22 protein-coding genes are annotated in these 24,620 nt (G+C 58.9%); 13 read left to right on the top strand and 9 right to left on the bottom strand.

The window, feature by feature from the left end; all coding sequences use genetic code 11:
• Positions 1–94: 94 nt before the first annotated feature.
• The 8 genes from HNQ59_RS09340 to HNQ59_RS09305 form a co-directional block, all read right to left on the bottom strand.
• Complete coding sequence (locus HNQ59_RS09340; protein ID WP_184038187.1) at positions 95–1,357, bottom strand: ABC transporter substrate-binding protein; 1,263 nt, start codon at positions 1,355–1,357, stop codon at positions 95–97.
• 127 nt (positions 1,358–1,484) lie between these two features.
• Positions 1,485–2,507: an SIS domain-containing protein gene (locus tag HNQ59_RS09335; protein WP_246490932.1), complete on the bottom strand. Its 1,023-nt coding sequence runs from the start codon at positions 2,505–2,507 to the stop codon at positions 1,485–1,487.
• The gene (nagA, locus tag HNQ59_RS09330) at positions 2,488–3,597 is read right to left on the bottom strand and encodes an N-acetylglucosamine-6-phosphate deacetylase (protein ID WP_184038185.1); all 1,110 of its coding nucleotides are present in this window, start codon (positions 3,595–3,597) and stop codon (positions 2,488–2,490) included. Before nagA ends, HNQ59_RS09335 begins: the two co-directional genes overlap by 20 nt.
• A 130-nt stretch (positions 3,598–3,727) precedes the next feature.
• On the bottom strand, positions 3,728–4,459 hold the full coding sequence (locus tag HNQ59_RS09325; RefSeq protein ID WP_184038184.1) for a GntR family transcriptional regulator: 732 nt from the start codon (positions 4,457–4,459) through the stop codon (positions 3,728–3,730).
• A complete protein-coding gene (locus HNQ59_RS09320) occupies positions 4,425–5,342 on the bottom strand; it encodes a glucosamine kinase nucleotide-binding domain-containing protein (RefSeq protein WP_184038180.1) in 918 nt (305 codons plus the stop codon). Before HNQ59_RS09320 ends, HNQ59_RS09325 begins: the two co-directional genes overlap by 35 nt.
• A 224-nt stretch (positions 5,343–5,566) precedes the next feature.
• The gene (locus tag HNQ59_RS09315) at positions 5,567–7,042 is read right to left on the bottom strand and encodes an ATP-binding protein (RefSeq protein ID WP_184038177.1); all 1,476 of its coding nucleotides are present in this window, start codon (positions 7,040–7,042) and stop codon (positions 5,567–5,569) included.
• A 22-nt stretch (positions 7,043–7,064) separates the two neighbouring features.
• Complete coding sequence (locus HNQ59_RS09310; protein ID WP_184038174.1) at positions 7,065–7,790, bottom strand: response regulator; 726 nt, start codon at positions 7,788–7,790, stop codon at positions 7,065–7,067.
• Positions 7,765–9,033, bottom strand: a complete 1,269-nt coding sequence (locus HNQ59_RS09305; protein WP_184038419.1) for an ABC transporter substrate-binding protein — start codon at positions 9,031–9,033, stop codon at positions 7,765–7,767. Before HNQ59_RS09305 ends, HNQ59_RS09310 begins: the two co-directional genes overlap by 26 nt.
• A gap of 373 nt (positions 9,034–9,406) precedes the next feature.
• Here HNQ59_RS09305 and HNQ59_RS09300 point away from each other — a divergent pair, with 373 nt between their 5' ends.
• The 8 genes from HNQ59_RS09300 to HNQ59_RS09265 all read left to right on the top strand — a co-directional run bounded on the left by HNQ59_RS09300 (position 9,407) and on the right by HNQ59_RS09265 (position 18,633).
• Complete coding sequence (locus tag HNQ59_RS09300) at positions 9,407–10,660, top strand: ABC transporter substrate-binding protein (RefSeq protein ID WP_184038171.1); 1,254 nt, start codon at positions 9,407–9,409, stop codon at positions 10,658–10,660.
• A 68-nt stretch (positions 10,661–10,728) separates the two neighbouring features.
• Positions 10,729–11,643, top strand: coding sequence for a carbohydrate ABC transporter permease (locus HNQ59_RS09295; protein ID WP_184038168.1), 915 nt, complete (start codon positions 10,729–10,731; stop codon positions 11,641–11,643).
• 100 nt (positions 11,644–11,743) lie between these two features.
• On the top strand, positions 11,744–12,559 hold the full coding sequence (locus HNQ59_RS09290; protein ID WP_246490939.1) for a carbohydrate ABC transporter permease: 816 nt from the start codon (positions 11,744–11,746) through the stop codon (positions 12,557–12,559).
• 82 nt (positions 12,560–12,641) lie between these two features.
• The gene (locus HNQ59_RS09285; RefSeq protein ID WP_184038165.1) at positions 12,642–13,760 is read left to right on the top strand and encodes an ABC transporter ATP-binding protein; all 1,119 of its coding nucleotides are present in this window, start codon (positions 12,642–12,644) and stop codon (positions 13,758–13,760) included.
• 242 nt (positions 13,761–14,002) lie between these two features.
• On the top strand, positions 14,003–14,368 hold the full coding sequence (locus HNQ59_RS09280; protein WP_184038162.1) for a hypothetical protein: 366 nt from the start codon (positions 14,003–14,005) through the stop codon (positions 14,366–14,368).
• A gap of 59 nt (positions 14,369–14,427) precedes the next feature.
• Entirely contained in the window at positions 14,428–14,631 is a 204-nt protein-coding gene (locus HNQ59_RS09275) for a heavy-metal-associated domain-containing protein (RefSeq protein ID WP_184038159.1), read from the top strand.
• An 810-nt stretch (positions 14,632–15,441) separates the two neighbouring features.
• The gene (locus tag HNQ59_RS09270; protein ID WP_184038157.1) at positions 15,442–16,659 is read left to right on the top strand and encodes a hypothetical protein; all 1,218 of its coding nucleotides are present in this window, start codon (positions 15,442–15,444) and stop codon (positions 16,657–16,659) included.
• A gap of 105 nt (positions 16,660–16,764) precedes the next feature.
• Complete coding sequence (locus tag HNQ59_RS09265) at positions 16,765–18,633, top strand: AMP-binding protein (protein ID WP_184038154.1); 1,869 nt, start codon at positions 16,765–16,767, stop codon at positions 18,631–18,633.
• Between the two features lie 153 nt (positions 18,634–18,786).
• Here the strand turns inward: HNQ59_RS09265 and HNQ59_RS09260 are convergent, their stop codons facing one another.
• Positions 18,787–19,035, bottom strand: coding sequence for a hypothetical protein (locus HNQ59_RS09260; RefSeq protein WP_184038151.1), 249 nt, complete (start codon positions 19,033–19,035; stop codon positions 18,787–18,789).
• Between the two features lie 563 nt (positions 19,036–19,598).
• Between HNQ59_RS09260 and HNQ59_RS09255 the strand changes: the two genes are divergently transcribed.
• From HNQ59_RS09255 to mbnA, 5 genes are all read left to right on the top strand, one after another.
• A complete protein-coding gene (locus tag HNQ59_RS09255) occupies positions 19,599–20,006 on the top strand; it encodes a DUF2946 domain-containing protein (RefSeq protein ID WP_221320212.1) in 408 nt (135 codons plus the stop codon).
• Between the two features lie 363 nt (positions 20,007–20,369).
• Positions 20,370–22,412, top strand: coding sequence for a TonB-dependent receptor domain-containing protein (locus tag HNQ59_RS09250; protein ID WP_184038145.1), 2,043 nt, complete (start codon positions 20,370–20,372; stop codon positions 22,410–22,412).
• A gap of 24 nt (positions 22,413–22,436) precedes the next feature.
• Entirely contained in the window at positions 22,437–23,276 is an 840-nt protein-coding gene (locus HNQ59_RS09245) for an MbnP family copper-binding protein (protein WP_246490938.1), read from the top strand.
• The gene (locus HNQ59_RS09240) at positions 23,273–24,409 is read left to right on the top strand and encodes a methanobactin export MATE transporter MbnM (RefSeq protein ID WP_184038140.1); all 1,137 of its coding nucleotides are present in this window, start codon (positions 23,273–23,275) and stop codon (positions 24,407–24,409) included. The genes HNQ59_RS09245 and HNQ59_RS09240 overlap by 4 nt, the downstream gene beginning before the upstream one ends.
• A 68-nt stretch (positions 24,410–24,477) precedes the next feature.
• On the top strand, positions 24,478–24,567 hold the full coding sequence (gene mbnA / locus HNQ59_RS09235) for a methanobactin (protein ID WP_184038137.1): 90 nt from the start codon (positions 24,478–24,480) through the stop codon (positions 24,565–24,567).
• The last annotated feature ends 53 nt before the right edge of the window (positions 24,568–24,620 follow it).

Below are 24,620 nucleotides of genomic sequence, written 5' to 3'. Positions count from 1 at the left end.
GCGGCTGACCTGCCTGCAGCGCCTGCAGGCCAGCCCGATCCCGATCCTGACGGTTGTCAGGGTCATGTGTCATGCCCACGGGTGGGCATAGGCATCACTTGCGCACGATCTTCTTGTCGAGGAACTCTGCAGCGTCGTTCAATGCTTTCTGGATGTCCTCGCGACCATTCACAGCCTTCTCGACACTGGATGCCAAGCGGTTGGAAACCTGCTCGGAATCCTTCACGTTGGCCAGGTAGATGGTGCGGGTCTTGTCGAGGTTCTTCGCGGCAGTGGCGATCCCCTTCTTCAAGAGATCATCCTTCTCGTATTGCTGGAAGAATGGGTCCAGTGCAGCAGCCTTGGAGGTCGGCAATGTGCCGGCAGCCTTGGAGAAGGTCAGCTGGTTGTCGGTGTTGGTCAGATAGGTGCCGAATTTGCCGATTTCAGCCAGGTATTTGGCATCCACGTTCTTGGCCACGCCGAAGTTGAACATCCAGCCGCCATCCACGATGCCGGTGGGGCCGACCGGTGCAGCGGCCACGTCCAGCTTCTTGTACAGATCAGGCGCATCATCACGGATACGGGTCAGGGTGGTGGGTGTGGACACCAGCATGGCCATCCGCCCTTGGTTGAATGCTGCCAGCGAAGCCTGGAAGTTATCCTGCGAGAACAGGTTGTCCTTCATGAAGCCGCCAGCCTTGTAGACATCCGCGATCTTCTTGATGAATGCCGCATGGGCGGGTGAATTCACGGCAGCCTTGCCATCCTTGACGATGTCCAGGCCGTTTTGCATGAAGTAGCCTTCGATCTTGGTCGGGCCGATGGCGGGCGCGTAGCCTGCTACACCTGTCTTGGCCTTGATCTGCTTGGCTGCGGCGAACATCTCATCTGTAGTGCGGGGAGGCTTGTTCGGATCGAGGCCGGCCTTCTTGAACAGCTCCTTGTTGTAGATGATCACGTTGGCACCGTTGTAGTGCGGGAACGCGTAGACTTTGCCGTTGAAGGTGACGTCAGCAATCGCACCAGCAGCGTACTGATCCTTCTTGATCAATGCATCGACGGGTTGCAACAGACCATCCTGGAAGTAGTCATAGGCCCAGGGTACATTCAGGTTGACCAGTGCGGGCGGCTTGCCAGCGGCGATGGCCGAGGTGAATTTGGACTGGATCACATCCCATGGGTAATCAACCCACACCCATTCCACGTCTGCACTCTGTGCGTTGTATTTCTTGACCAGATCTTCAAAGTAGCCGTTGAATTTGGGCGACAGGCTCATCGTCCAGAATTCGAGTTTGGCCTTTTCTGCATGTGCCATACTGCCCATAGCCAAGCCACAAGCTGCCAAGGTGGCCAGCGCGATGTGCTTCATCTTCATTTTCCATCCTCCTGTTGGTGCAACGTCTTTCCGGGTTACGACAAACTTTGGGCGCAACGACACCCTGGCGGTGTCATGCACCGTCTTGTCTCTTGTATCCGGCCTGCCAAGGCAGGCGCTTGGTGGTTCAGTTGGTCTTGGTGACTTTGGACAGATGGCGTGGTTTGTCCGGGTCAAAGCCCCGGGCACGCGCGAGTGCCTCCACCATTGGGTAAAAACTCTGGATGGCCAGGATCGGGTCCAGCTCCGGTATGGCCGCCGTCACCAGCGTCAGGTCGCGTTCCGCGATGTCCGCCGGCGCCGCCAGCAACACGCTGGCCCCCCTTGCACGCATTTCGCGTGCGGTCTGCAACAGGCTTTCCTGCGCTGGCCCACGAGTGGCGAAGATCAGCATCGGATAGCCTTCGTCCACCAGCGCCATCGGGCCGTGTTTGACTTCGGCGCTTGAGAAGGCCTCAGCCTGAATGGCGCAGGTTTCCTTGAATTTCAGGGCAGCTTCCATTGCTATCGCATGGCTCAGGCCGCGGCCCAGCACCATGATACGATCAGCATGTTGCAAGACTGGGATGGCTTTCTGCCAATCTTGTGTGGCTGCTTGTTCCAGCTGGGCGGGTAGGGTGGCCAGCGCATCCAGCAGGGCTTGATCTGCGCCCCAGTGCGCCACCAGCTCGGCACCTGCGGTCAGGCTGGTGATGAAGCTTTTGGTGGCGGCTACGCTTCTTTCCTCGCCTGCGCATAGCGGCAGAACCCATTCTGCGCCCTCGGCCAGTGGGGAGTTGGCATCATTGACCAAGGCCACGGTGGTGGCGCCACCCTCACGCAGATAGTGCAGCGGGCCAATCAGGTCAGGGCTTTGACCAGACTGTGAGACCGCGACCGCCAGGACATCCTGTGCTTCGATCGGAGAACGGTACAGCGTGATCAGCGACATGGGCAGCGAGGTGACGAGCTTGCCCAGGCGTGCCATCACCAGGTAACCGAAATAAGATGAGGCATGATCCGAGCTGCCACGGGCAACGGTCACGACCGAGCGGGGCTGGTGGTTGCGTAACGCCTGCCCAAGCTGAGCCAGCTTGTCACGGTTGGCGTTGAGTTGTCCTGCGACGGCTCTTCCCGCAGCGCGGGCCTCGTCAAGCATCAGCGAGGTCAATGGATTCTCCTTCCACGAATACAGCTTTCAGTTGCAATTGCCGGTCGAGTACCACGATGTCGGCCCAGTGATCTGTGGCCAGCGTGCCTCGGTCGGCAATGCCCAAATAACGCGTCGGGTTGGCTGACAGGCGATTGGATGCATCCGCAATCGTCAGACCCAGGCTGACCAGGTTGCGTAAAGCCTGATCCATGGTCAGCGTGCTGCCCGCCAAGGTGCCATCCGGCAGGCGTACCCCGCCGAGGCATTTGGTGACGGTGTGTCGTCCCAGTTTGTAGTTGCCGTCCGGCATGCCGGCAGCGGCAGTGGAGTCTGTCACGCAATACAGGTGCGGTATGCAGCGCAGTGCTGTCCGGATGGCGCCAGGGTGGACATGCAGCAAGTCCGGAATGATCTCCGAGAACTCAGCATGCGCCAGCGCGGCACCGACCATGCCCGGCTCACGGTGATGCAGGCCGGTCATGGCATTGAACAAGTGGGTGAAACTGCTCGCACCGTGTTCCATGGCCTCGACGCCATCCTCATAGCTCCCCAGGGTATGTCCCAGCTGCACCCTGATACCACGTTGCACCAGTCGGGCAATCAATTCCTGGTGGCCAACCAGCTCGGGTGCAACCGTCACCAGCCGTATCGGCACGATGTCGTGATAAGCCTGCACCTCGGTCATGGCACCACTGCGCGCATAATTTGGTTGTGCGCCCAGCTTGCCAGAGTTGATATAAGGCCCTTCCAGGTGGATGCCCAGCATCCTTGCGCCGCCGTTGGCCCTGGTCGGGTGGATGCAGCGCAGATCCAGCAATGCTCTGGCAATATCCTCGGTGGGAGCCGTCATGGTGGTGGCCAGAAACGAGGTGGTGCCATGCGAGGCGTGCATGCGCGAAACCACCGTCCCGGCTTCACCCCCCTGCATGATGTCCATGCCACCACCACCATGGATGTGTAAGTCCACAAACCCCGGCAGGATCAGGTCACCGTCTGTTGATTCCTCGGGCAGCAGATCGCCTTTCAGCTCGGTGATACGTGCTTTGAAGTCGATACTGCCTTTGACCCAGCCCTGCGGCGTGAGGATATTGCCATTCAATCTTTGCATCAGTTTTTGCTCGTTCGTCCACACTGGCTGGACTTGCTTTCCACTACAGTGGCCACCCTTTGCAATCGTTTGCGTCGGATCTGGCCTGTCAGCCACCCGTCAAGACGCCGGGCGCTGATTGACTGTCGGGTCAGCGTCGCAGCTCTGCTACGAAATCGTAATAATCACTTCGGCAGTACGAGTAAGTCAGCTCGACAGCCACATTGTTTTCCAGATAGCCGATCCGCGTGATCAGCAGGATGGCGTCCCCTGGGCGGATGCCTGCCAGCTCTGCGATGGTCGGTGACGCGTTGACTGCCTTAATATGCTGCAACGCGCGGATCACCGGCGTACCACGCTCATCCAGATAGCGATACAGCGAGTCGGTCACCAACGCCGGATCGGGCAGGATATCCACCGGCAGCGAGCTGGACTCGACAGCCATCACCACGCCATCCGCCGTGCGCAGCCGTTTCAGGCGTGCAACCTGGCTGTCAGGCGACAACCCCAGCCGGAACATCTCTTCTTGGGTTGCGGTGCCGATCGAGCGACCAACCCAACGTGAGCCGGGCTCATAACCTCGTTGCTTCAATTCTTCGCTGAAGCTGGACAGGCGCGACAGAGGCTGTTCCAGCTTGGGTGCGATATAAGTCCCCGAGCCTTGTTTGCGTACGATCAGACCTTGGTCGAGCAGCAAGTCCATCGCTTTACGGGCGGTGACCCGCGAGATACCAAGGACTTCGCAGAAGGCTCGCTCAGAGGGCAGAGCTTCGTCTGTCTTCCAGAACCCGGTGTTGATCGCTTCTTCCAGCTTGCGGCTGAATTGCAGATACAACGGGGTTGGGTTGTTATCGTCCGGTTTCAGTACCAGCAAGCTTTTCATGTCTTTGATCATGTATGGTGTGTCCTATCAACAATAGCGCGCCGATAGCGGCATCGAATCGCGCGTCGCGGACGCGACGACTCTGCGCTTCTGTCAGATAGGGTAGCATGTGACGCGCCAGACCTCCGCACAAGGTCAGTGGTAGAGTCTGGCTCTTGTCCAATGCATCAATCATCCGTGATACCTCCAGGCCCGCGCGTCGAATCAGCGCCGCAGCCTGAGGGTCCGTATCCGCATGTTTCACAACGATGGGGGCCAGCTGCGCATAGGCAGCCTGATTGGCGCCACCAAGCCAGCTCAGCAACAAAGGTGCCGAGCCGCCGCAGAAATCCAGCAGATCCCTGGCGAAATCCGTCATCGCGCCACGGCCATCCAATGCCTGCTGGGCGATGGGAATGGCCTGCAGACCCAACCATGCACCGCTGGCCTCATCACCAGAGGGGAACCCCCAGCCGCCGACTTCCTGCCGTTGGCCGTCGCCTCGATGCGCAACGCCGACGCTGCCGGTGCCGATGATGATGATGGCACCCGCGCACCCACCGTGAGCGCCCAATAAGGCAGTAAAGGAATCGGTTTCGGTGACCAGCTTGGCCAAGGGTGGGGCGGATTGCGTGAAGTGTCTCGCCCAGTTGGGATTGTTGATGCCTGACAGACCGGCAGCCAGTGCCAGATTGGCATAGGGCACGGCTGTGTGGCCCGCTTGGGCGAAGGCATCCGACAACGCTTGGCTGATATGGCGCCACGCCTGTTCGATGCCTTGCCCGAGGGCTGAGGGGCCGGATTCTGCGTAACCCAATTCATGACCATTGGTATCGGCAATCCGGATACGGGTTCGGGTTCCACCCCCGTCGACCCCTGCTAGAAATTTGATTGAATTATCCATATCTCGCAATATCTGGGTTTGCCCACGTCAAGCCCATCTACAGCATGTGGGCCTGAATTGGTTATCAAGTTGTTACAACGGTAACACCAAAGAAAAACCATGTAAATACCACTTTGATACTTTTCCGTAAATTGGTATTGTCTAATATGCTTACATTAAATTGGGGCACGGGATTGAAAGGGATTTCGGCGGGCGGGTCGGCTATATATCTGTCCTGGCGAGCGTTATGCGCCACCCTGGGAAGCCGCAGTCAGCGTGTGATCTGTCGGTACGGGTAGTTCGATATGCGCAATCAGGCCCCCTGCTGGGTGATTGCGTAATACCAATTTGCCACCATGCGCATGAATGATGTTCTTGGCGATGCTCAGACCCAGTCCCATGCCCTGCTGGTTACGTGCTTTACCATGCGGCAAACGTGTATAGGGGCTGAACAACTGATTCAGCTGGGCTTCGGGAATGCCAGGGCCATGGTCGCGTAGCTGAAGGTGGAAAAGATCGGCTTGGCGACATAGGCTGATTTCCACTTGGTCGCCGTAGCGTAATGCGTTGTCCAACAGGTTGCCAATGGCTCGTTTGATGGCCAGTGGACGGGCGATCAGCGTGGTGGGTGCCAGGTCGAGCGTGACTTCATGGCCCGCCAGTCTGGCCACATGCGCCATGCGTTCCAGCAGGGTGTCGAGCCGGACAGTGGTCTGGTTCTCGTGGATATCCGTATCCTTGACGCTTTGCAGCGCACCTTTGACCATCATGTCCAATTCGTCCAGATCTTCGTGATAGTCCGCCTTCAGGGTTTCGTCGTCCAGCAACTCGGTGCGCAGCTTCAGGCGGGTGATCGGCGTGCGTAGGTCGTGTGAGATCGAGGCGAACAGCCGTTCCCGGTCATCGAGAAAGCGTTGGATGCGTTCTTGCATTTCCCGAAACACGGCAGCGGTCTTCAGGAACTCCTGGCTGCTGTTCTCCGGCAGGGGCCCCATGCCGACGCCTTTGCCGAATGCATCGGCATGCGCGGCCAGCTGGGCCAGGGGCTGGGTCAGCCATCGAACCACCCAGGCAGAGAGTAACAGCACCACTACCAGTGTCAGGACTTGCAGCAATAGTCGATCAGGTGGGAAGGGGTTGTGGCTGTCCAGAAAATAGGGGTCGGGCATCACGCTGGCGAGATAGAGCCAGTCACCACTTTCGATTTCGGTCTGGATCACCAGCACTGGGGCGGGGCGGGGCTGCAGCAGCAAGGTGTGGGCCACCCAGTTCTCTGGCAGGTCTTCCACGGTGGCGCCTTCATCCGAGACGGGCAGGCGCTCGGGCCAGGCAAAGGCGACCTGTAGTCGCTCTGGGGACTGACGCTGAATGGTGTGGGTCACGGTTTCAGTGACTAGATCAAGCAGCGGCTCGTGTTGAATCGGGCGGAGGGTGACGGGGTGTTGGTTGACCGTCACAAAAAAGCGGGTGCCGCCCATTTCCCGCAGTTGCTCCAACAGGATCGGGCGGTAATTGGGGGGCAGTGCCCGGAAGAATCGGATGGCTTCTGCCGCGCTGCCGGCTATCTGGGTGGCGGCTTCGGTCAGCTCCTGCCGGGCCTGGTGTTGCAGCTGCACAGCCCAGATCAGATTGCCGATCAATTGCACGGCGAGCACGCCTACCGCCATGGTCAGCAGCAGACGATGACGCAGAGAGCGGGGGGGGCGGAGTGAGAAGGGCATTGATCGGTGCTTTCCGTGGCGGCTATGGTTGAGCCGGGTCGCTGATGACTGCGACCTCGGCAGCGAATACATACCCGGCCCCGCGTACTGTCTTGATCAGGGCTGGCTCTTTGCCATCGTCACCCAGCCGTTGCCGCAGTCGGCTGATCTGCACGTCCAGGGAGCGATCCAGCGGGCCCAGGTCACGGCCTCGGGTCTGTTCGGCCAGCAGGCTGCGGTCGAGGATCTCTCCTGCATGTTCCACCAGAAAACGCAGCAGCTGGAAATCCATGCCTGTCAGGCGGATCAGCTCGCCATCCGCCGCGATGACGGTGCGCTCAAGGGTGTCCAAGGTATAGCCATTGAAGCGGTAGTGGCGGATCGGTGCAGCCTGGTCGAGGCCGGTGCGGCGGTGGATGGCCTTGATACGGGCCAATAGCTCACGCGGGTTGTAGGGCTTGGCGATGTAGTCATCGGCACCCAGCTCCAGCCCGACGATGCGGTCGGTGTCGTCCGAGCTGGCGGTCAGCATGATGATCGGTACCTTGGAGCGGCGGCGCACTGTCTGACATAGGGCAAAGCCGTCGGTGTCCGGGAGCATCACGTCCAGAATCACCAGCGACAGCTCGTCGTGGTGGCGTTCGAATTCCGCCATGAAGGTCGCGCCATCCTGCGCCAGTCGGACAATATAGTGGTTCTTTTCCAGATAGGTCTTCAGAAGCTGACGGGTCTTCTGGTCGTCGTCAACGACGAGTATGCTGCGTGTCATGGCTGTTCTGCCTCAAATAGCGGGTCGTGGCGGCCAGCTTGCGTTGCACTTCGCTGATGGTGACACGATCATCGATGAAAAAGCGGTGGATCTGGTTGATGACGGTTGCCTTGAATTGCTCGTCTGCGGCCATGCGGTGGGTCAGGCTGGGCGCCAGTGGCCCTTTGCCGAATGCAATCCACGATTGCCTGGCGCAGCTGTCCAGTAGATTGGCATTCAGATTGCGCAGCACTGGCACCGACCCCTTGATACGGTTGAATCCAAGCTGCACCGGCAGCGTGGTGAGCAGGCTGGCCAGCGCCCATTGCGTGGATTGGCGGGCGTAGTTGCCGTTGAACATGACCAGGGTGTCGATGCTGTACAGGTGGGCGGATTCACTCCCAGGCACCGCCTGGCACCAGAAGTCCTGCTCCGGCTCCAGCCCCATGGCCATTACTTCGCCTTTGGCCCAGTCCCCCATGATGAACATGGCGGCTTCGCCCCGGGCGAATCGCTTGGCCAGCACATCCCATGGCTGATCGCTGATCGGCCCCATCCATTGTTTCAATTTACGCAGTCTGGTCAGTGCCTGGGCGAATTGAGGGGCCTGAAAGGCTGTGGGGGCTTGTTTGACGAATACCTGACCATAGAACTGGGCGCCACCTTCCGCCAGCACCAGGCTTTCGAATAAGGTCGCCACCTGCCAAGGTTCGCTGCTCTGGGCCAGGGGGCGGATGCCGGCCTGCTGGAGTGCGGTGGCGGCCTGTTCAAAAGCGTCCCAGGTCTTGGGTGGGGAGACTTTGGCGCGCTCAAACAGCTTGCGATTCAGCAGCATGGTATTGATGCGATGGACGCCGAGCGGCGCGGCCACCCAATGATCCCGAAAACGGATGGTGTCGATGACCGCCGGGAACAGATGGTCTTGCCACATATTGTCCTGAGCGGGGGTGTTCAGCTCCAGCAGTAAGCCCAGATCAGCCCATTCGCTGACTGGGTAGCCATTCAACTGAGCACTGGCGGGGGGCCTGCCGGACAGCACCCGGCTTTTCAAGACCCGCATCGCACCGCCACCGCCACCGCCGGGGATCACGGCATCCTGCCAGGGAATGCCTTGCTCGATGGCTTGCCGGGCCAGCCAGTCTGCCGCCCGTCGCTCGCTTTGCGATGTCCACCAGTGCAGGACGTCCAACGATTCATCGCTGGCGTGACTGCAAGGTATCCATGACAGGAGGGCGGAAAGTGCAATGGCGCGAAGAGGACACATGATCTGGGTGCGAAGCATAACGTAAGCATTTCTACGGATTTGTAACAAATTATCACGTCTGATAACGAGGCGGGTGGCGAATGTACGCCCCATGAGCGCTGTGTCACAAGGCCTTGTCGTCAAGGTGGTAGGGCTTATGTAAGGAAATGTAACAGCTGAAAAATTGTTATTTTCAAAAAAATCAAACAAAACAAATAGTTGATTGATTTTGACGTGGTATTGGGGTAAACGTGTGTCACAGAGGGTTGAGTGATAAGGTGCAGGTGTTGGATTTGTACTTGAGATGATTCAAATCAAATACCAGCTTGGCTTCATGCGCCTGCTCTGTGGGGGAGCAGGCGGCGTGAGTCAAGCAACACATGAGGAGACACAGATGCAACGCCGTAACCAAACCCTGTTGGCCATGCTGTTGGCCGGCGCCTGGGGTGCCGCCCAAGCCGGTACTGTGACGATCGAGAGTTGGCGGGTGGATGACAAGACACTATGGGAAGATGTCTTGATCCCAGCCTTCCAGAAGCGCAACCCTGGCATCACCGTGAAATTTTCGCCCACCACCCCGACTGAATACGACTCCAGCCTGACGGCTCGCCTGACTGGCGGCACGGCAGGCGATCTGATCACCTGCCGTCCCTTTGATAAATCATTGGATCTGTTCAAAAAAGGACACCTCGAAAAGCTGGATGGCAAGCCTGGCATGGAACATTTCCCCGCCGCAGCCAAAGTGGCATGGCAGACCGACGATGGCAAGGATGCCTATTGCATGCCGATGGCTTCGGTCATGCACGGCTTTCTGTATAACAAGAAGATCTTCAAAGAGCTGAACCTGACCCCACCCAATACTGTTGATGAATTCTTCAAAGTGCTGGGTACGATCAAACAGACAGGCAAGATCACCCCGCTTGCACTGGGCACCAATGATCAATGGGAAACCAACCAGATCGTGTTCACTGGTATCGGCCCCAACTATTGGCATGGTGAGACAGGGCGCAAGGCATTGATTGCCGGTCAGGCCAAATTCACCGACCCCCAGTTTGTCGCCGCGCTGGAACAGATGTCGAAGTGGACGCCTTATCTGGGCAAGGGCTTCAGCTCGCAGACCTATGCAGACAGCCAGAACCTGTTCGCAATGGGCCGCGCTGCGATCTTCCCGACGGGCTCCTGGGAAATCGCCTATTTCAACCAGAATGCCAAATTTGAATTCGGTGCCTTCCCCCCCCCTGTGCAGAAGGCGGGTGACAAGTGCTATATCTCGGATCACACCGATATCGGCATGGGGGTGAACCCAAAATCGAAGAATAAGGATGATGCATATAAGTTCCTGGCCTGGGTGGGCTCGCAGGAGTTCGCTGATCTCTACACCAATAAGGTCACAGGGTTCTTCTCGCTGTCCAATCACCTGATCGCAGTCAAAGACCCGGTTGCCAAGCAGATGCTGGATTGGCGCAAACGTTGCGAATCGACGATCCGCCTCAATGCGCAGGTGCTCAATCGTGGCGAGCCCAATATGGAAACCGAGCTGTGGACGGTGGGCAGCCAGGTGCTGAACGGCAAGCTGGCACCCAAGGATGCCGCAGGCCGTCTGCAATCCGGTTTCGCCAAGTGGTATAAGCCGCAGCAGAAATCCTGACCGGCTTGACGTGGCAGGGCGCCAACTGGGTGCCTTGCCAGATTGAAGCTTCTGTTTGCGAGATGACCATGAAGCGTGCGATACCCTGGCAGGCGGTGGTGTTTCTGCTCCCCGCTTTGCTGATCTATTCCGTGTTCAGTGCGTTTCCGTTGCTGGACACCCTCCGGCTGGGCCTGTTTGCCACAGATGAAACAGGTGCCCAGCACTTTGCCGGTCTGGCCAATTTCAAACTGCTGTTACTCGATCCGCAATGGTCGGATGGGTTCTGGAACGCGATGTGGAACAACCTGAAATTCTTCGGAATCCACATGTTGGTGCAAAACCCGATCGGTCTGTTGCTGGCGACATTGTTGAGTGTACGAGGGCTGAAGTGGGCCCGTACCTATCGTACCTTGATCTTCCTGCCGACCTTGTTGTCAGTGGTCATCGTCGGCTTCATCTGGCAGTTGATCCTGTCGCCGTTATGGGGCGTGGGTGAACGGCTGATGGATTGGGTCGGCCTGGCTGAGCATTTCCAGCCTTGGTTGGGGGAGGAAAGCTCAGCATTGATCACGTTGTCGCTGATTTCCGTGTGGCAGTTCATCGGGGTGCCGATGATGCTGATCTATGCCGCTCTACTGGCGGTGCCGGAGGAGGTGATCGATGCTGCGGTGGTGGAGGGGGCCAGCAGCTGGCGGATCTTCTGGGAGATCAAATTGCCCTTGATCTACCCGACCTTGGGCTTGGTGACCATTCTCACCTTTGTTGGCAATTTCAACGCCTTTGATCTGATCTATTCAGTCAAAGGGGCACTGGCCGGGCCTAACTACAGCACCGACATTCTGGGCAGCTATTTCTACCGCACCTTCTTTGGCTATCAGTCACAGATCGGCAGCCCGACCATGGGCGCTGCCGTGGCCACCATGATGTTCCTGGTCATCCTGTGTGGCGTGGCCATCTATTTCTATGCGGTGCAGCGCAAGTTGCAGCGTTACGCGCTGTGAAGTGAACATGAATCATACGGTCTATTCTGCCATGCCCAATCCCGCTGCCTCTCACACGAGCGAATCGCATCGCGCCTGGCTGGGCAAGGTGCGCCAGCCGATGTCGGCAGGCCTGTTGCATGCCGTGCTCATTGCCTACACCATACTGGCGCTGTTTCCGATTGCGTTGGTGATTATGAATTCGTTGAAAAGCCGCGAGGCCATCTTCGACGATCCGCTGGCTCTGCCCACTGCCCAGACGCTGTCTTGGATCGGTTACGACAAGGTGCTGTCCAAGGCCAATGTCTGGCTGTATTTCGGCAATAGCTCCACCGTCACGGTGGTGTCGTTGTTCTGCATCGTGCTGTTCGGCGCGATGGCGGCCTGGGCGCTGACGGAATACAAGCTGCGCATCAACCGCTGGCTGATGCTGTACCTGGCTTTTGGCATCATGGTGCCGATCCGCCTGGGGACGGTCAGCATCCTGTCACTGATGGTCAAGCTGGAGCTGGTCAATACCCTGACGGCGCTGGTGCTGGTGTATACCGCCCAGAGCCTGCCCTTGGCGGTGATGATCCTGTCCGAATTCATCCAGCAGATCCCTAAAGAGCTGAAAGAAGCCGCGCGCTGTGACGGCGTGGGGGAATTCCGCATCTTCTTCCAGATCATCCTACCCCTGATCCGGCCAGCGGTGGCAACCGTGGCTGTGTTCACTATGATCCCAGTCTGGAACGACCTGTGGTTCCCCTTGATCCTGGCGCCCAGTGATCAGACCCAGACCATTACCCTGGGCGTGCAGCAGTTCCTGGGGCAGTTCGTCACCGATTGGAATGCCGTATTGGCTGCCCTGTCGCTCGCGGTGCTACCGGTGCTGGTGCTGTATATGGCCTTCTCGCGGCAACTCATCAAAGGGCTGACATCCGGAGCGGTGAAATGATCACTTCCGCAGTCGGCTACACGGCAGAACCAGATAGCAGGGCGCCAAGCCGCGTTCCTGTTCGAATCCGAAGGACGTAATCATGGCAAGTGTCACCCTGAACAATCTCAGCAAATCCTATGACGGCAAACACCAGGTGCTGTCGGGCATCGATCTTGACATCCAGCATGGCGAATTCGTGGTGCTGGTGGGGCCATCTGGCTGTGGTAAATCCACCTTGCTGCGCATGCTGTGCGGGTTGGAGGAGATCTCGGGCGGCGAGATGCAGATCGATGCACGTCGCGTGAACGAGTTAGCCCCCGCTGAACGTGGCATTGCGATGGTATTTCAAAGCTATGCCTTGTACCCGCACATGACGGTCTATAAAAACATGGCATTCGGCCTGCGGGTGGCCGGGGCAGACAAGACCGAAATTGATCAGCGTATCCGCCATGCCGCGCAGATCCTGAAGATCGACCACTTGCTGGATCGGCTGCCGCGTGCTTTGTCCGGTGGCCAGCGGCAGCGCGTGGCGATTGGCCGTGCCATTGTGCGTGAGCCCAAGCTGTTCCTGTTCGATGAGCCACTGTCCAATCTGGATGCGGCCCTGCGAGTGCAGACCCGCCTGGAGATAGCCAAGCTACATCGTGATCTGGGCGCAACCATTGTCTATGTCACACATGATCAGGTCGAGGCGATGACCCTGGGCGATAAGATCGTCGTCATGCATGATGGCCAGATCCAACAGGCAGGTAGACCCCTGGCTTTGTATCAACAGCCTGCCAACCTGTTTGTGGCCACCTTCATCGGCTCTCCGACCATGAATCTGCTCGATGGGCAGATTGTCCGGGTCGCGGAAGACCATATCATCGTGGGTCTGCAGGATGGGCAACAGGTGCGGGCCGACGTGGACGGCAGCCAGCATTTGCCGGGCGAGCAGATCAAATTGGGTGTTCGCGCCGAACAGCTGGCCGAGGCGGCGCTGCATAGCGAGGTGTTCAATGGCGTGGTGAATATTGTCGAGCACCTGGGCGAGGCAAATTATCTGTATCTGACGCTCGACTCCGGGGCGGAAATGGTGGTCAGAGGGCAGGGTGATCGCGACATCCGGCGTGGTGCCAGGGTACAAGTCTCTGCACCGCCCCAGGCTTTTCATGTCTTTGACAAAAATGGCCTGGCGCTTCGCCGCCTGCAGCCGGGCAATGTGATGGGGCGGCACTAGGCTCCATTTGGCTCTGCATTGACCCGCCTTGGGGCAGTGCGGAGTGGTTTGACGTCACCTTGTCATGAAGCGTTAAGATATGGCTTTTCAGCGGTGTTTGATCTTAGCATGCGTAACTTGACAAGATGGGACAGCGATATGTTCCGAATTGACCCCCCTGCGGCAGATGGCTGGAGGGGGGTGACACAGGCCGTTCACTGGTTGACTCGGGGCTCGGCTGGACGTACCGGGCGGGGTGACTCATGAGTCGGCGTCCTGCCACTGTCTGGCGGTCTTTGGCCCTGACGATTTGCATCCTGTTGCCTATCTTGACATGGATCACATTGCATGACGTGCTTTATGCGCTGGCCCAGTGGGTGCCGAATACGTTTACCGAGCGTCTGGTGTTCAATTGGCAGCGCAGGGCTTTTTTATTGAGCGCCATTGCGGTGCCGGCACTGGTTTGGTATTACCGGCCACGTTGGCGCTGGATTTGGCTGCTGCTGGTGCTGGCGTTGGTGACGACACCTTTTCTGTTCGCCGCCTATTGGTTTCCACATGGGCATTGCTGGGAGCCTGGCCGGTTCTTGGAGCAGCCATCCATCATGGCGGATGTGCCATGTGAGTGACGACCACTCCCTTCCAATTCTTAATGGCCACGCGACCAGGTCTGGCAGAAAGGCATGGTATGGAAACCCTGTTGAAAGTGAATGGCATCAGCAATGTGCACGACGAGCGTCTGCTGATGAACGCCGTCCAGGATCTGCCCTGTATTGATCATGCCGAATTCGATGCGGCGCTGGGCCAGCTGCTGGTTCATCACCAGCCCCGGGTGGCCAGGGAAGATATCCGCCATGCCATCGAGGAAGCTGGCTTCACCGTGACGGAGTAGGCCTGGTCGATGCCAATTCACGCGCAACCCCAACTAGCGCACGGAGCAAATTGGTGTTGAATTGGTCTGATTGTTGAGGATGGCCATTCCTATCTGCCCTGGGTGACATGGAGTGCCCAATTGGCTGGGCATGCCCGGTGGGTCTTTTTTGAATATAGTGATGAAACGCATTGGCCAGATGGCAGGCTGGAATCGATTTCGCGCCGATAATGTTTCGGAAAATAACATTTTTCCCCTCTGCCATCTGGGCGCGAATATACAGGCTGCAGCGCGAATTGCATCATGATTCATTCATCGGCTCCGGGCGGTTCGCACCAATGAAATGTGCGGTGTCTTGCATTGAGGATTTTGACTGGATGGTGCAGCTGATCACGATGGATTGGCCTTGGCTTGGTATGTCAAAAGCCAAATGTTGCGTTTTCCGCTACAGGGCGTCATCTGCTCGATATGTGCCTTGAATTTCCCTTCTGTGTCGCACGGATGCCATTGGCAAGGCTTGCTTGCCTGCCGGAACAATCAGTTGATTTCAACATTCAATATTCGATATTTTGAATATTTTTCAAGTGGAACGTTGCGCCGCATCAAGATGTCGATGGAAATGGTGTTGTCATGGTTGCGGGTTCGAAATTTTGTGTTGCATAATTGATCCAGCAGTACTCGTCGGTCGGTGGTTTCCAGTTGATTGGCGGAGTATATGCAGACGTAGCAAAATCAAATCGACCGATCAAAACGACTGAGCTGGATCGTGTTGTTTTGATTGTGTGGATTCATGCACGTGATGTGTGGCTGATTTCGGAGAGGAGCCATCTCATGCCATCTCGTGACATCCTGGTCGGTGCCACTTTTTCTGCAGAGCCACTTGCACACCAGTTGCAAGCACATGGTGCGGAACAGGTCAGCTTTGTCCAGCCTTCCGCCTTGTTATCCTTCCTGAGCCAGGCCGCCCCGATCAACCCGGACCTGACCTTGATCCTGTTGATCCGTCTTGAAGATCTGATCCGTGATGAAAAAGGCACGGCGGGTGAGCTTGCTCACTCCCTGCGGCGGCAAGGGCCGATCTGGCTGGATGCCATCACTACCTATTGTGCGCAGTTGCCGCGTCGCCCTTACCTGGTGGTGGTGCCTTCCCCGGCCTGCACCCGTCAAGGCGGGCAGCTTGCCGCCACCTGCAATGCGTTGGCACGCAAGCTGCGCGCCCTGCCTTGCGTTCACCTCCTGAAATGGTCGGCGTTCATCGCGACCACCGGAGATCTGCGCCTGTTCGACAGTATGGCGGATCGGCTGGGGCATGTCCCCATCACGCTGGAGGGTTTTGCCGCACTGGGCGCATGGCTGATGCAGCAGAAACGCACGTCCATCGCCGGGCCCGCCCCGGCACCTCACCCGGTGACGACGCTCAGGCCGGATGCCGAGTCTCGCTTCTATCGATATTTGAATTTGCAGATCCGTTGTACTGAAATGAAGGAGATCGCGCATTTCGAAGCGGCATCCCGATTGAGCCATCAGGCGCATTGTCACTTGTCAGGAAGAGGTCATGCGACCAGCACCTTGGCGCGGCGCTTGGCCGAGGGTGGGTTGACCGGGCTGTTGATCGATGCATCCGATCGTTTCGGGCGTTATCCGCAGTGTGGTTTCATCCTGATCAGACATGGCGCCGAGCCTTGTATCAGTGAATGGGTGTTGCAGACAGCGGTATTGGGTAAGCAGATCGAGCATTGCCTATTGTACGCCTTGGCCGCGACGGCCCGGCAGGCTGGGCTCGAAAGCCTGTCATTGTCATACGTCGATCATGGTGCGAATCGTGAAATGATCAGCCTGATCGATGCGCTCTATGCGATGAGTGGCGGGTTGCGGTGTGATGTGGGCAGCGGCATGCGTTTGATCGGCATGCCGCCGACAGCGTGGATGGATGCGCTGTTGGCACAGTCCATGGCGCCGGATGTGCTGGTCGGCATGGCCTTGCCGATTTCCCGCGACTGGCTCTGTGCCAAGCCACAAGGCATGTCCGCCTTGCTGGGCGTCAGGTGATTTCTCATATTTCGACAGGTTTCATCTATTGATGGTGGTCATCTGGCAGTCGGTGTCGTACCGGCTGGCGGATGTCCTATTTCCGATTTTGAAAAGGAGAGCGGTGTGGATGCATTGCAGGACAGGCTGATCAGACTTGGAAATGCAGTGTTGGAAAGCACACGATTTGGCCCGGATGCCACAATCGACAGCTTGCCTGAGTGGAGCTCCCTCAAGCATGTTCAACTGTTGAACGAGATGGCACGCGAATTCGGGGTCAACATCCCTTTGGAGGATGCCTATCGCTTTGACTCCTATCATCGCCTGCTGGCTTTGGTTCGGCAGCAAGTGGGTGTGGCCACGGCGGCGGGCTCGTCGATGCTGCCAGACACCATCGGCAAGTTGTTCCAGCATCAGGTGGCACGGCAGCCAGGGGCGCCCTTTCTGATCTTTCCGCGCGATGGCACCAGCGAAACCTACCAATCGTTCTATGCCATCGTCTGCGCGGCGGCACAGCAGCTGGCCGCACGCGGATTGGTCGCGGGGGATCGACTTGGCCTGCTGGCGCCCAATGGCCCGGAGTGGATCGCATGCTTTCTGGCGGCGCAGCTGCTGGGGGTGGCAGTGGTGCCGATCAATCCGACGCTGGCACCACGTGAAATCGCTGACTTGATCACGCATGCCGAGCCCAGATTGACCTTGTTCGACCGGCAGCTGGTCTATCTGCATACCCAACTGCAACAACAGCTGCCCAATGTGCAGATGCTGCTGGCCGGGGTGGTGTCCGGCTTTGGGATCGAGGCGCTGCGCGAGCAGCGGGAGGCCACCTTGCCGACGACAGCCAAGGCCCGAGAGGGTGACGGTGCGGTGCTGCAATACACTTCGGGCAGCGGGGGCTACCCGCGTGGGGTGGTGTTGACGCATCACAATCTATTGCAGACGGCCAGCGCCCTGGTCAACTGGTTTGGCTTGACCGGGCAGTCCCGGACGCTGTGTATGCTGCCGCTGTTTCATGGCAATGCGCAGGTGGCCAATCTGTTGGCCCCGATGGTTGCAGGTGGCAGTACCGTGGTCTTGGACAGCAAATCTGCGTTGACATCGTTCTGGAAGATGATCGATGTCTATCAAGTGCACTGGACCAGCGTGCAGCCGGCCATGTTGTCCGCGTTACAGTCGTTCCGCCTGCCAAGATTTGATCGTAGCCTGAAGGGCATCATCAGCACCGGCCAGGCGCTGCCCGACGACGTCCGCCTGAAATTCGAGACGGAGTATCAGGTGCCGGTCTATCAAGCCTATGGGTTGGCGGAAACCTGCGCATTTGCCTGCATCAATCGCTACCCGGCGGGCCTGCGGCAGTCGGGCTCGATGGGGGTGCCCTTGCCAGGCTGCGAAATGCGGGTTGTGGATGAGGAGGGGAACGAGCTGCCGGATGGGCAGACCGGGCAGATTCTGGTGCGGGGTGACAATGTGGCCAGTCATTATCACCATGAGCCCGCCCTTACCGAGCAACGATTCCGGGATGGCTGGCTGCACACTGGCGACTATGGCTGCCGCAACAGCGACGGTCATTTCTATTTCGCGATGCGGCTGGACGATCTGATCGAGCGTGGCGGCGAGCATTTCTATCCGGCTGAGATCGAAAATGTTCTGCACGCCTGCGAGCAGGTGGTGACTTGTGTGGCGCTGGGGGTGCCAGACCCGATACTCGGGCAGGAGATCTGCGTCTACGTTGAGCTGCAGCCTGGCGCCACCTGGATGGAGGCCGATATCCGGCAGTACCTGATCACCCACCTGGCGAGGTTCAAGCAACCCAGCCATGTGGTGATCATCAATCAGCTGGCCGATATGAAAACCTGGCCTCGCAGCGCGAGCGGCAAGATTCTGCGTCGCAAATTGCGCGAGCATTTTCTGCATCAGCATCTCTCTGGCGACAAGTCGTCAGCCAAGCCGACTGCGAGATCGACGGTATCCGCCGTGGGGATGCCGAGGCATTGAGCAGCGATGATGGACTGCTGTCAAACCTGACCCGGGCAGGCCGTGAGGCATTGCGCACGAATCCACCATGGGGGCGTGCGGGCCTGCCCCGGGCGAAGCTCCGAGAAAACAGGCCAGCAGCCGGTGCAACACGGGTGGTCCGGTCTGGTTGAGTCAGGGATGGGGCTGTAATGCGCGCTCCCGTGCACCGGTCATGACCTGTGTAGGGAGCGGCTCAGCCTCCAGCGCCTGGATGGTGGCATCCAGTTGGCGTTTCAACGCCCGTGCCAGCTCCAGGCCGATTTGGTCCCGGGTGATGATCACACTGCCATAGCATTCCAGCCGATCTTTGCGATTTTCGATGATCAATTCCCCGATCTGTAAGCTGTCGGTTTCATTGGCGAAAGGAACGATCGCGGTCATACGGTCTCCTGACGTACGGTGAAGTGGCAGCGGGGTCTGCACGGTTGATGTGGCCAGAGCCCACGGCTGGTGCGGTGCGTCGGTTGGGGTGGGATGTGGCCCGGCGTCTTGGCGTTATGTTAAGGCTGTTTATATGTACAGTCAACGGGTTTACCCTGTGCTGACCCAACGGGGCGTTATTCAAACAGCTTCATATGTCAAGCTGATGACGCCTGGCGGCAAGGGAGGGGGAGATGAGTGGCTGGCGGGGGCGCCTGGCTCATCGAATGCGCCTGTGTTCTATTCTGTTTGAATGTGGCTGCAAATAACAATGTTCAAAACTGGAGAATATCAGCATTGAATATGCAGCAATAATGTTCAATATTGCGCATGAATGATTCCATAAATGTCTTTTTCAGGCCCTGTCCGTCAGGTAATGGTTTGCGGCTGGTCTGATCAAATGCCTTGTCATATCTGCTTGATTGATTTTATGTCATGCCACAATGCATATTTAATGTGCATGATTTGAGAATGATCAAATCCTGGGGCTTTTTAAATGATGTGGCTCGCGGTATCATGAAAACATGATGCTCAATCGTCGCCCTCCGCAGCTTGCCACATGCTGGATCGCCCTGATGGCTTTCCTGCTGGGGGCATTGTTGCCGAGCCTGTCACAGGCTATGCAGCCTTCGCCAGCCCAGACTGGGTGGGTAGAGATCTGCACGGCTACAGGCATGAAATGGTTGGGTGCTGATGGGGTGGTGGTCGATCAACCTGATGTGCCGCAGGGCTTGGATCACCATGTCAAGCATTGTCCCTTCTGTCAGTTTCACACGGATCAGCCCGCGTTGCCTGCTGCCGACATGGTGTTGGTGCAGGCGATGACATCGCAAACGATCACACCTTTCCTGTTTTTGGCCGCACCGGCCACCTTGTCAGCCTGGGTTGTCAGCCAACCCCGGGCGCCGCCTGCCTTCCTGTCATTGATTTGAATCTTTGTTCCCTCCATTGAAATAGGTGGTGCGTGCCTTGCTTGGGTGCGCCTGTTGGTTTCCTTGTGTGGTTGTTGCGCCTGAGCGGGCGTGCTGACGGCTCCTGCGTGGTTGTTCAATAGGCTCGTGCTCCGGCGACCGGATGCTGGCCGCTGCCAGGTCACGGTTGCCCCGCGATCTGCAGACAACTGCCGGGCGGGTGGTCAGCAGCCCGCGTATGGGCTGTCGTGTCTGGGCTATTGCCGGCGCGGGGCCGGTGTGCGGTCGGTTGACGGAATGGCGTGGTGCCGTTGCCGGGGCTGATTGCAACCCCTTCCTGTGCGCCTGCTATCTGGCTTGGGCCGTTTTACTGGTTGTTTGATCATGAAATCTGTTTTGAATCCACCGGCAGCTTGCTGCCATGTACGTCCTGTCTTTTCCCTGCGTCCCTTGGTGCTGGCCATGCTGGTGATGGCCCCAGTGGGGTGGGCCGCCGATGCGGGGGAATCGATCGTGGTGACTGCGACCCGCACCCGCGTGCCGCTCAACAACACCGCTGCGGCCTTGAGCCGCTTTGACGCCGATGACCTGTTGGCACGGCAGGCGCAGTCGATTGGGGATGCGCTGCAGGATGTCCCGAATGTCACGTTTGGCGGGGGGCCACGGGTGGCAGGGCGCACGCCCAGCCTGCGCGGGTTCAGTGGCCGGGAGGTGACGTTGCTGGTGGATGGTGTGCGCATGACGGCGGCGTCGGATCTGACCACGCCGGCTTATATCGACCCCTGGTTGCTCGATCAGGCGGAAGTGCTGCGGGGGAACAGTTCATCGCTATACGGCAGTGGTGGGTTAGGCGGGGTGATTTCGCTTGGCACGGCCAGTGCGGCCAGCTTGCTGCCATCGGGCAAGGCATTGGGAGCCGAAGCAAGGTTGGCGCGCGATCAGGCAGACAGTGGGCGACAGCTACAGGTCAGAGGCTATGGACGCCATGCGCAATGGGATGTGCTGGCTGCGTTCAGTGGGCGGGATGGCTCGGATATCCGTCAGGGTGGGGGGACGCGTCTTGCACCCAATGACAACCGCTCGCAGCAAAGCCTGCTGAAGATCGGTTATCAGCTGCTGCCGGACTGGCATATCTCGCTGAATCATCGTCGCTATCACGAGCGGGCAACCCGCACCAACAACCCGCAGGTGGATACCGCGCTGGATGCCGGTGCGCCGGTGCAGCGGCAGCAGGTGGATCAGGTGCAGACCCGTATCGGTTTGCAGCAACAGCTGGCGGGCGGGGCGGGTTTGTCGGCACAGTGGTATCAAACCTACCTGGAGCAGGCGGCGGAACCCAATCCAGACCAGTTCCTGCCAGCGTCGGACAGCCGTGTCCAGACCCAAGGGGGGGGCGTGCAGCAGGTCTGGCTATGGGGCGGTCACCGGGTCAGCCTGGGGGTGGATGGCCATCGTGAACAGCAACGGGCCAGCTTTGCCGGGCAGGCCAATCCAGTGATGCCCAAAGGGCGGCAGACAGTGACAGGGCTGTTCTGGCAAGACGAGTGGCAGCTTGACCCGACCTGGTCGCTGACCCCCAGCGTGCGCTATGACCGCTATCAGACTGAGGTGCAGGGCGGTCAGCAGGCGGCGGTCAGCCATCATCACTGGTCGCCCAAGCTGACGCTGGGTGCGCAACTCAGCCCGGCTTGGCGGCTGTGGGCCAGTGTGGGCGAGGCCTATCGCGCCCCGACTTTGAGCGAGACCTATCAGCATCTGCGCTGCAATAACTGCTTGTTCAATTTCGCCGCCAACCCCGATCTGAAGCCGGAAACCGATCGCAGCATGGAATGGGGGGCCAATTATTGGGGGCGTAATTGGCTGACGACCGGTGATCGGCTGCTGTTGCGGGCCAATTGGTTCCAGTCTCGCACTCAGGATCTGATCAGTAGCGAAATCGTCGGGTTCTATGATCGCGCCTTTCCGTTTGATGGCGAAGGGCTGATCTTCCAGTACCAGAACCAATCGCGTGCCAAGCGGCAAGGGGTCGAGCTGGAGGCCTCCTGGCGTTATGCGCCGTGGCAGATCGATGTGGCATATGGGCGGTTGCGGGTGAAAAACCCCAACACCGGTGCGCAGCTGTACGCCCCGCCGGACAAGCTGATCGCCAACCTGGGCTGGCAACAAGGCGACTGGCAAGGGCATTGGCGCACGCGCATGGTGGCGGCACAGTCTTACGACAGCACCGTGGCGCGTCGAACAGCAGGGTACAGCACGCACGATGCCTGGCTGCAATGGCAGCCTGGGGCTCTGCCAGGCACCAGCCTGTCGCTGGGTGTTACCAATCTGGGTGACAAGCGCTATGTGGTGTATGAGACCGACAACCCCAGCGCCCGCGCGGTCGAGGCGGGGCGGGCCTGGAAGCTGTCAGCGGGTTATCGTTTCTGAATCAGGAGGGACAAGGTGAACCAGATGCACATGGCCAGATGGCTATTGATGGGGTGGGGTTTGGGGTGGGGCATGTGCAGCGGGGCGGCCCCCGCCTTGCAGACAGTCAACATCCGTTTCCTGCCGACACTGGCAGGTCAACCCGCCAGTTGTGGTGCCCCTGTCGAGGGGCAGGGCCTGGATCAGTCCGTCATCACCCTGGCCGATCTGCGCATGTTCGTGTCCGATATGGCCTTGATCGATAACAAAGGGAAGGCCGTGCCGGTGCAGCTGGTGGCGGATGGAGTCTGGCAGGCCGACTCTGCCGCCATGCTGGATTTTGAAGACGCCACCGGCAACTGTGCCAATGGCACTGTGCCCCAGCATCGGGCCGTCGTGGGGCGTGTGCCCGCCGGGCGGTACAGGGGGCTGCAATTCACAGTCGGCCTGCCCGCCCGCATCAATCATCAGGATGCCACCCTGGCGCCATCGCCTTTCAATCAGACCGCGATGTTCTGGAGCTGGCAGGCAGGGTACCGCTTCATCAAGCTGGAGCTGGATGTGAACAAAACCGGACAGGCAGATGGATTCCCCATCCACATCGGCAGCACGGGGTGCCAGTCGGACAGCACCACCACCCCACCAACACACTGCCTGCAGCCGAACCGGGTGTCGGTCAAGCTGGCACGATTCGACCCGCGTCTGGATCAAGTGCAGATCGACCTGTCTGCCCTGCTGGCGCAGACCCGCTTGCAAACCCAGGCACCCCATACCGCGCCAGGCTGCATGGCTGCTGTGGATGACCCGGACTGCGAGGGCGTCCTGTCGGCGCTGGGCCTGCGGGGTACGGCTGGCCAGATGGTATTCAAGGTGTGGCCCAGATGAAGCGCTGGCCGGTCGTGATCATGGGGCTGGGCATGGCGCTGGCTGCGGTGGCGGGCACGCGTTATGACTGGCCGATTCCGGCCTGGGCGCCCACTCCGCTGGTGCCCAAGGACAACCCGATGACGCCTGCCAAAGTGGCATTGGGGCGGGCGTTGTTCTACGACAAGCGCCTGTCAGCCAATCAGACACAAGCCTGCGCGGGTTGCCACCTGCCGGACAAGTCTTTCAGCGATGGCCTGTCGTTGGCCAAAGGCAGCACCGGCGAGCTGGGCAAGCGCAATGCGATGGCCCTGGTGAATGTCGCATACCTGCCCACGCTGACCTGGGCCAATCCGAACATCACCTCGCTGGAACAGCAGATCCTGAACCCCTTGTTCGGTGAGCACCCGATCGAGATGGGCATGGCCGGGAAGGAGCAGCTGCTGTTCGAGCGGCTGCGTGCCGATCCGGACTATCCAAGACTGTTCAAGCAGGCTTTTCCGGCGCAGAAAGGGGAGATCTCACTCAAGACCCTCACTCGCGCCATCGCCAGCTTCGAGCGCAGCCTGCTGTCATTTGACTCACCTTACGATCGTTATCGCTATGGCGGGCAACGGGATGCGATATCGCCCTCTGCCAAGCGGGGTGAGCAATTGTTTTTTGGCGAGCGGTTGGAGTGTTATCACTGCCATGGCGGTATCAATTTCACCGATAACCAGATCCATCGTATGCAGCCGTTGGGCGAGCGTGGGTTTCACAACACGGGTTTGTATAACGAAGACGGCCAGGGGGCCTACCCACCTGGGGCCAGCGGCCTGCGCGAGTTCACCCAGAAAGCGGCTGACGAAGGCAAATTCCGCACGCCGGGCCTGCGCAATATCGCCCTGACTGCGCCTTATATGCACGACGGCTCGTTGCCGACGCTACAGGCGGTGGTCCGTCTGCATTACGCACAAAAGGGACGGGCAGGGCAGTCTGGGGCGGGGCCCAACCCGTTGCGCAGCCAGTTCATTCAAGGGTTCCAGATTACCGATGAGGAGGTGGCGGATCTGGTGGCCTTTCTGGAAAGCCTGACTGATCAGCGATTCATCGATCAGTCTGTTGCGACTCAAGCTGTTGAATCATCAAAGAGAAAGGAGCATGCCGCCCGATAGATATGACCAGTTGGTCGCTGTATCCGCTGTTTGTGTTGTTTTCTCAATCTGATAACAAGGAGCACACCATGAAGATCGTCATCGTCCGTAAGCAGGAAATCACTGTATTGGGTCGCGTCGGCGCCCGTTGCGCCAGCTTGTGCCGCACCAAGCAGTAAGCAAGATGTAAGGTAGTGCCCTGGCATGCTGGCCACATGCCGGGGTGGCTGAT

It is taken from the genome of Chitinivorax tropicus (genome assembly GCF_014202905.1).
Lineage (GTDB): Bacteria > Pseudomonadota > Gammaproteobacteria > Burkholderiales > SCOH01 > Chitinivorax > Chitinivorax tropicus.
This window is presented reverse-complemented; position numbering and strand designations above follow the sequence as displayed.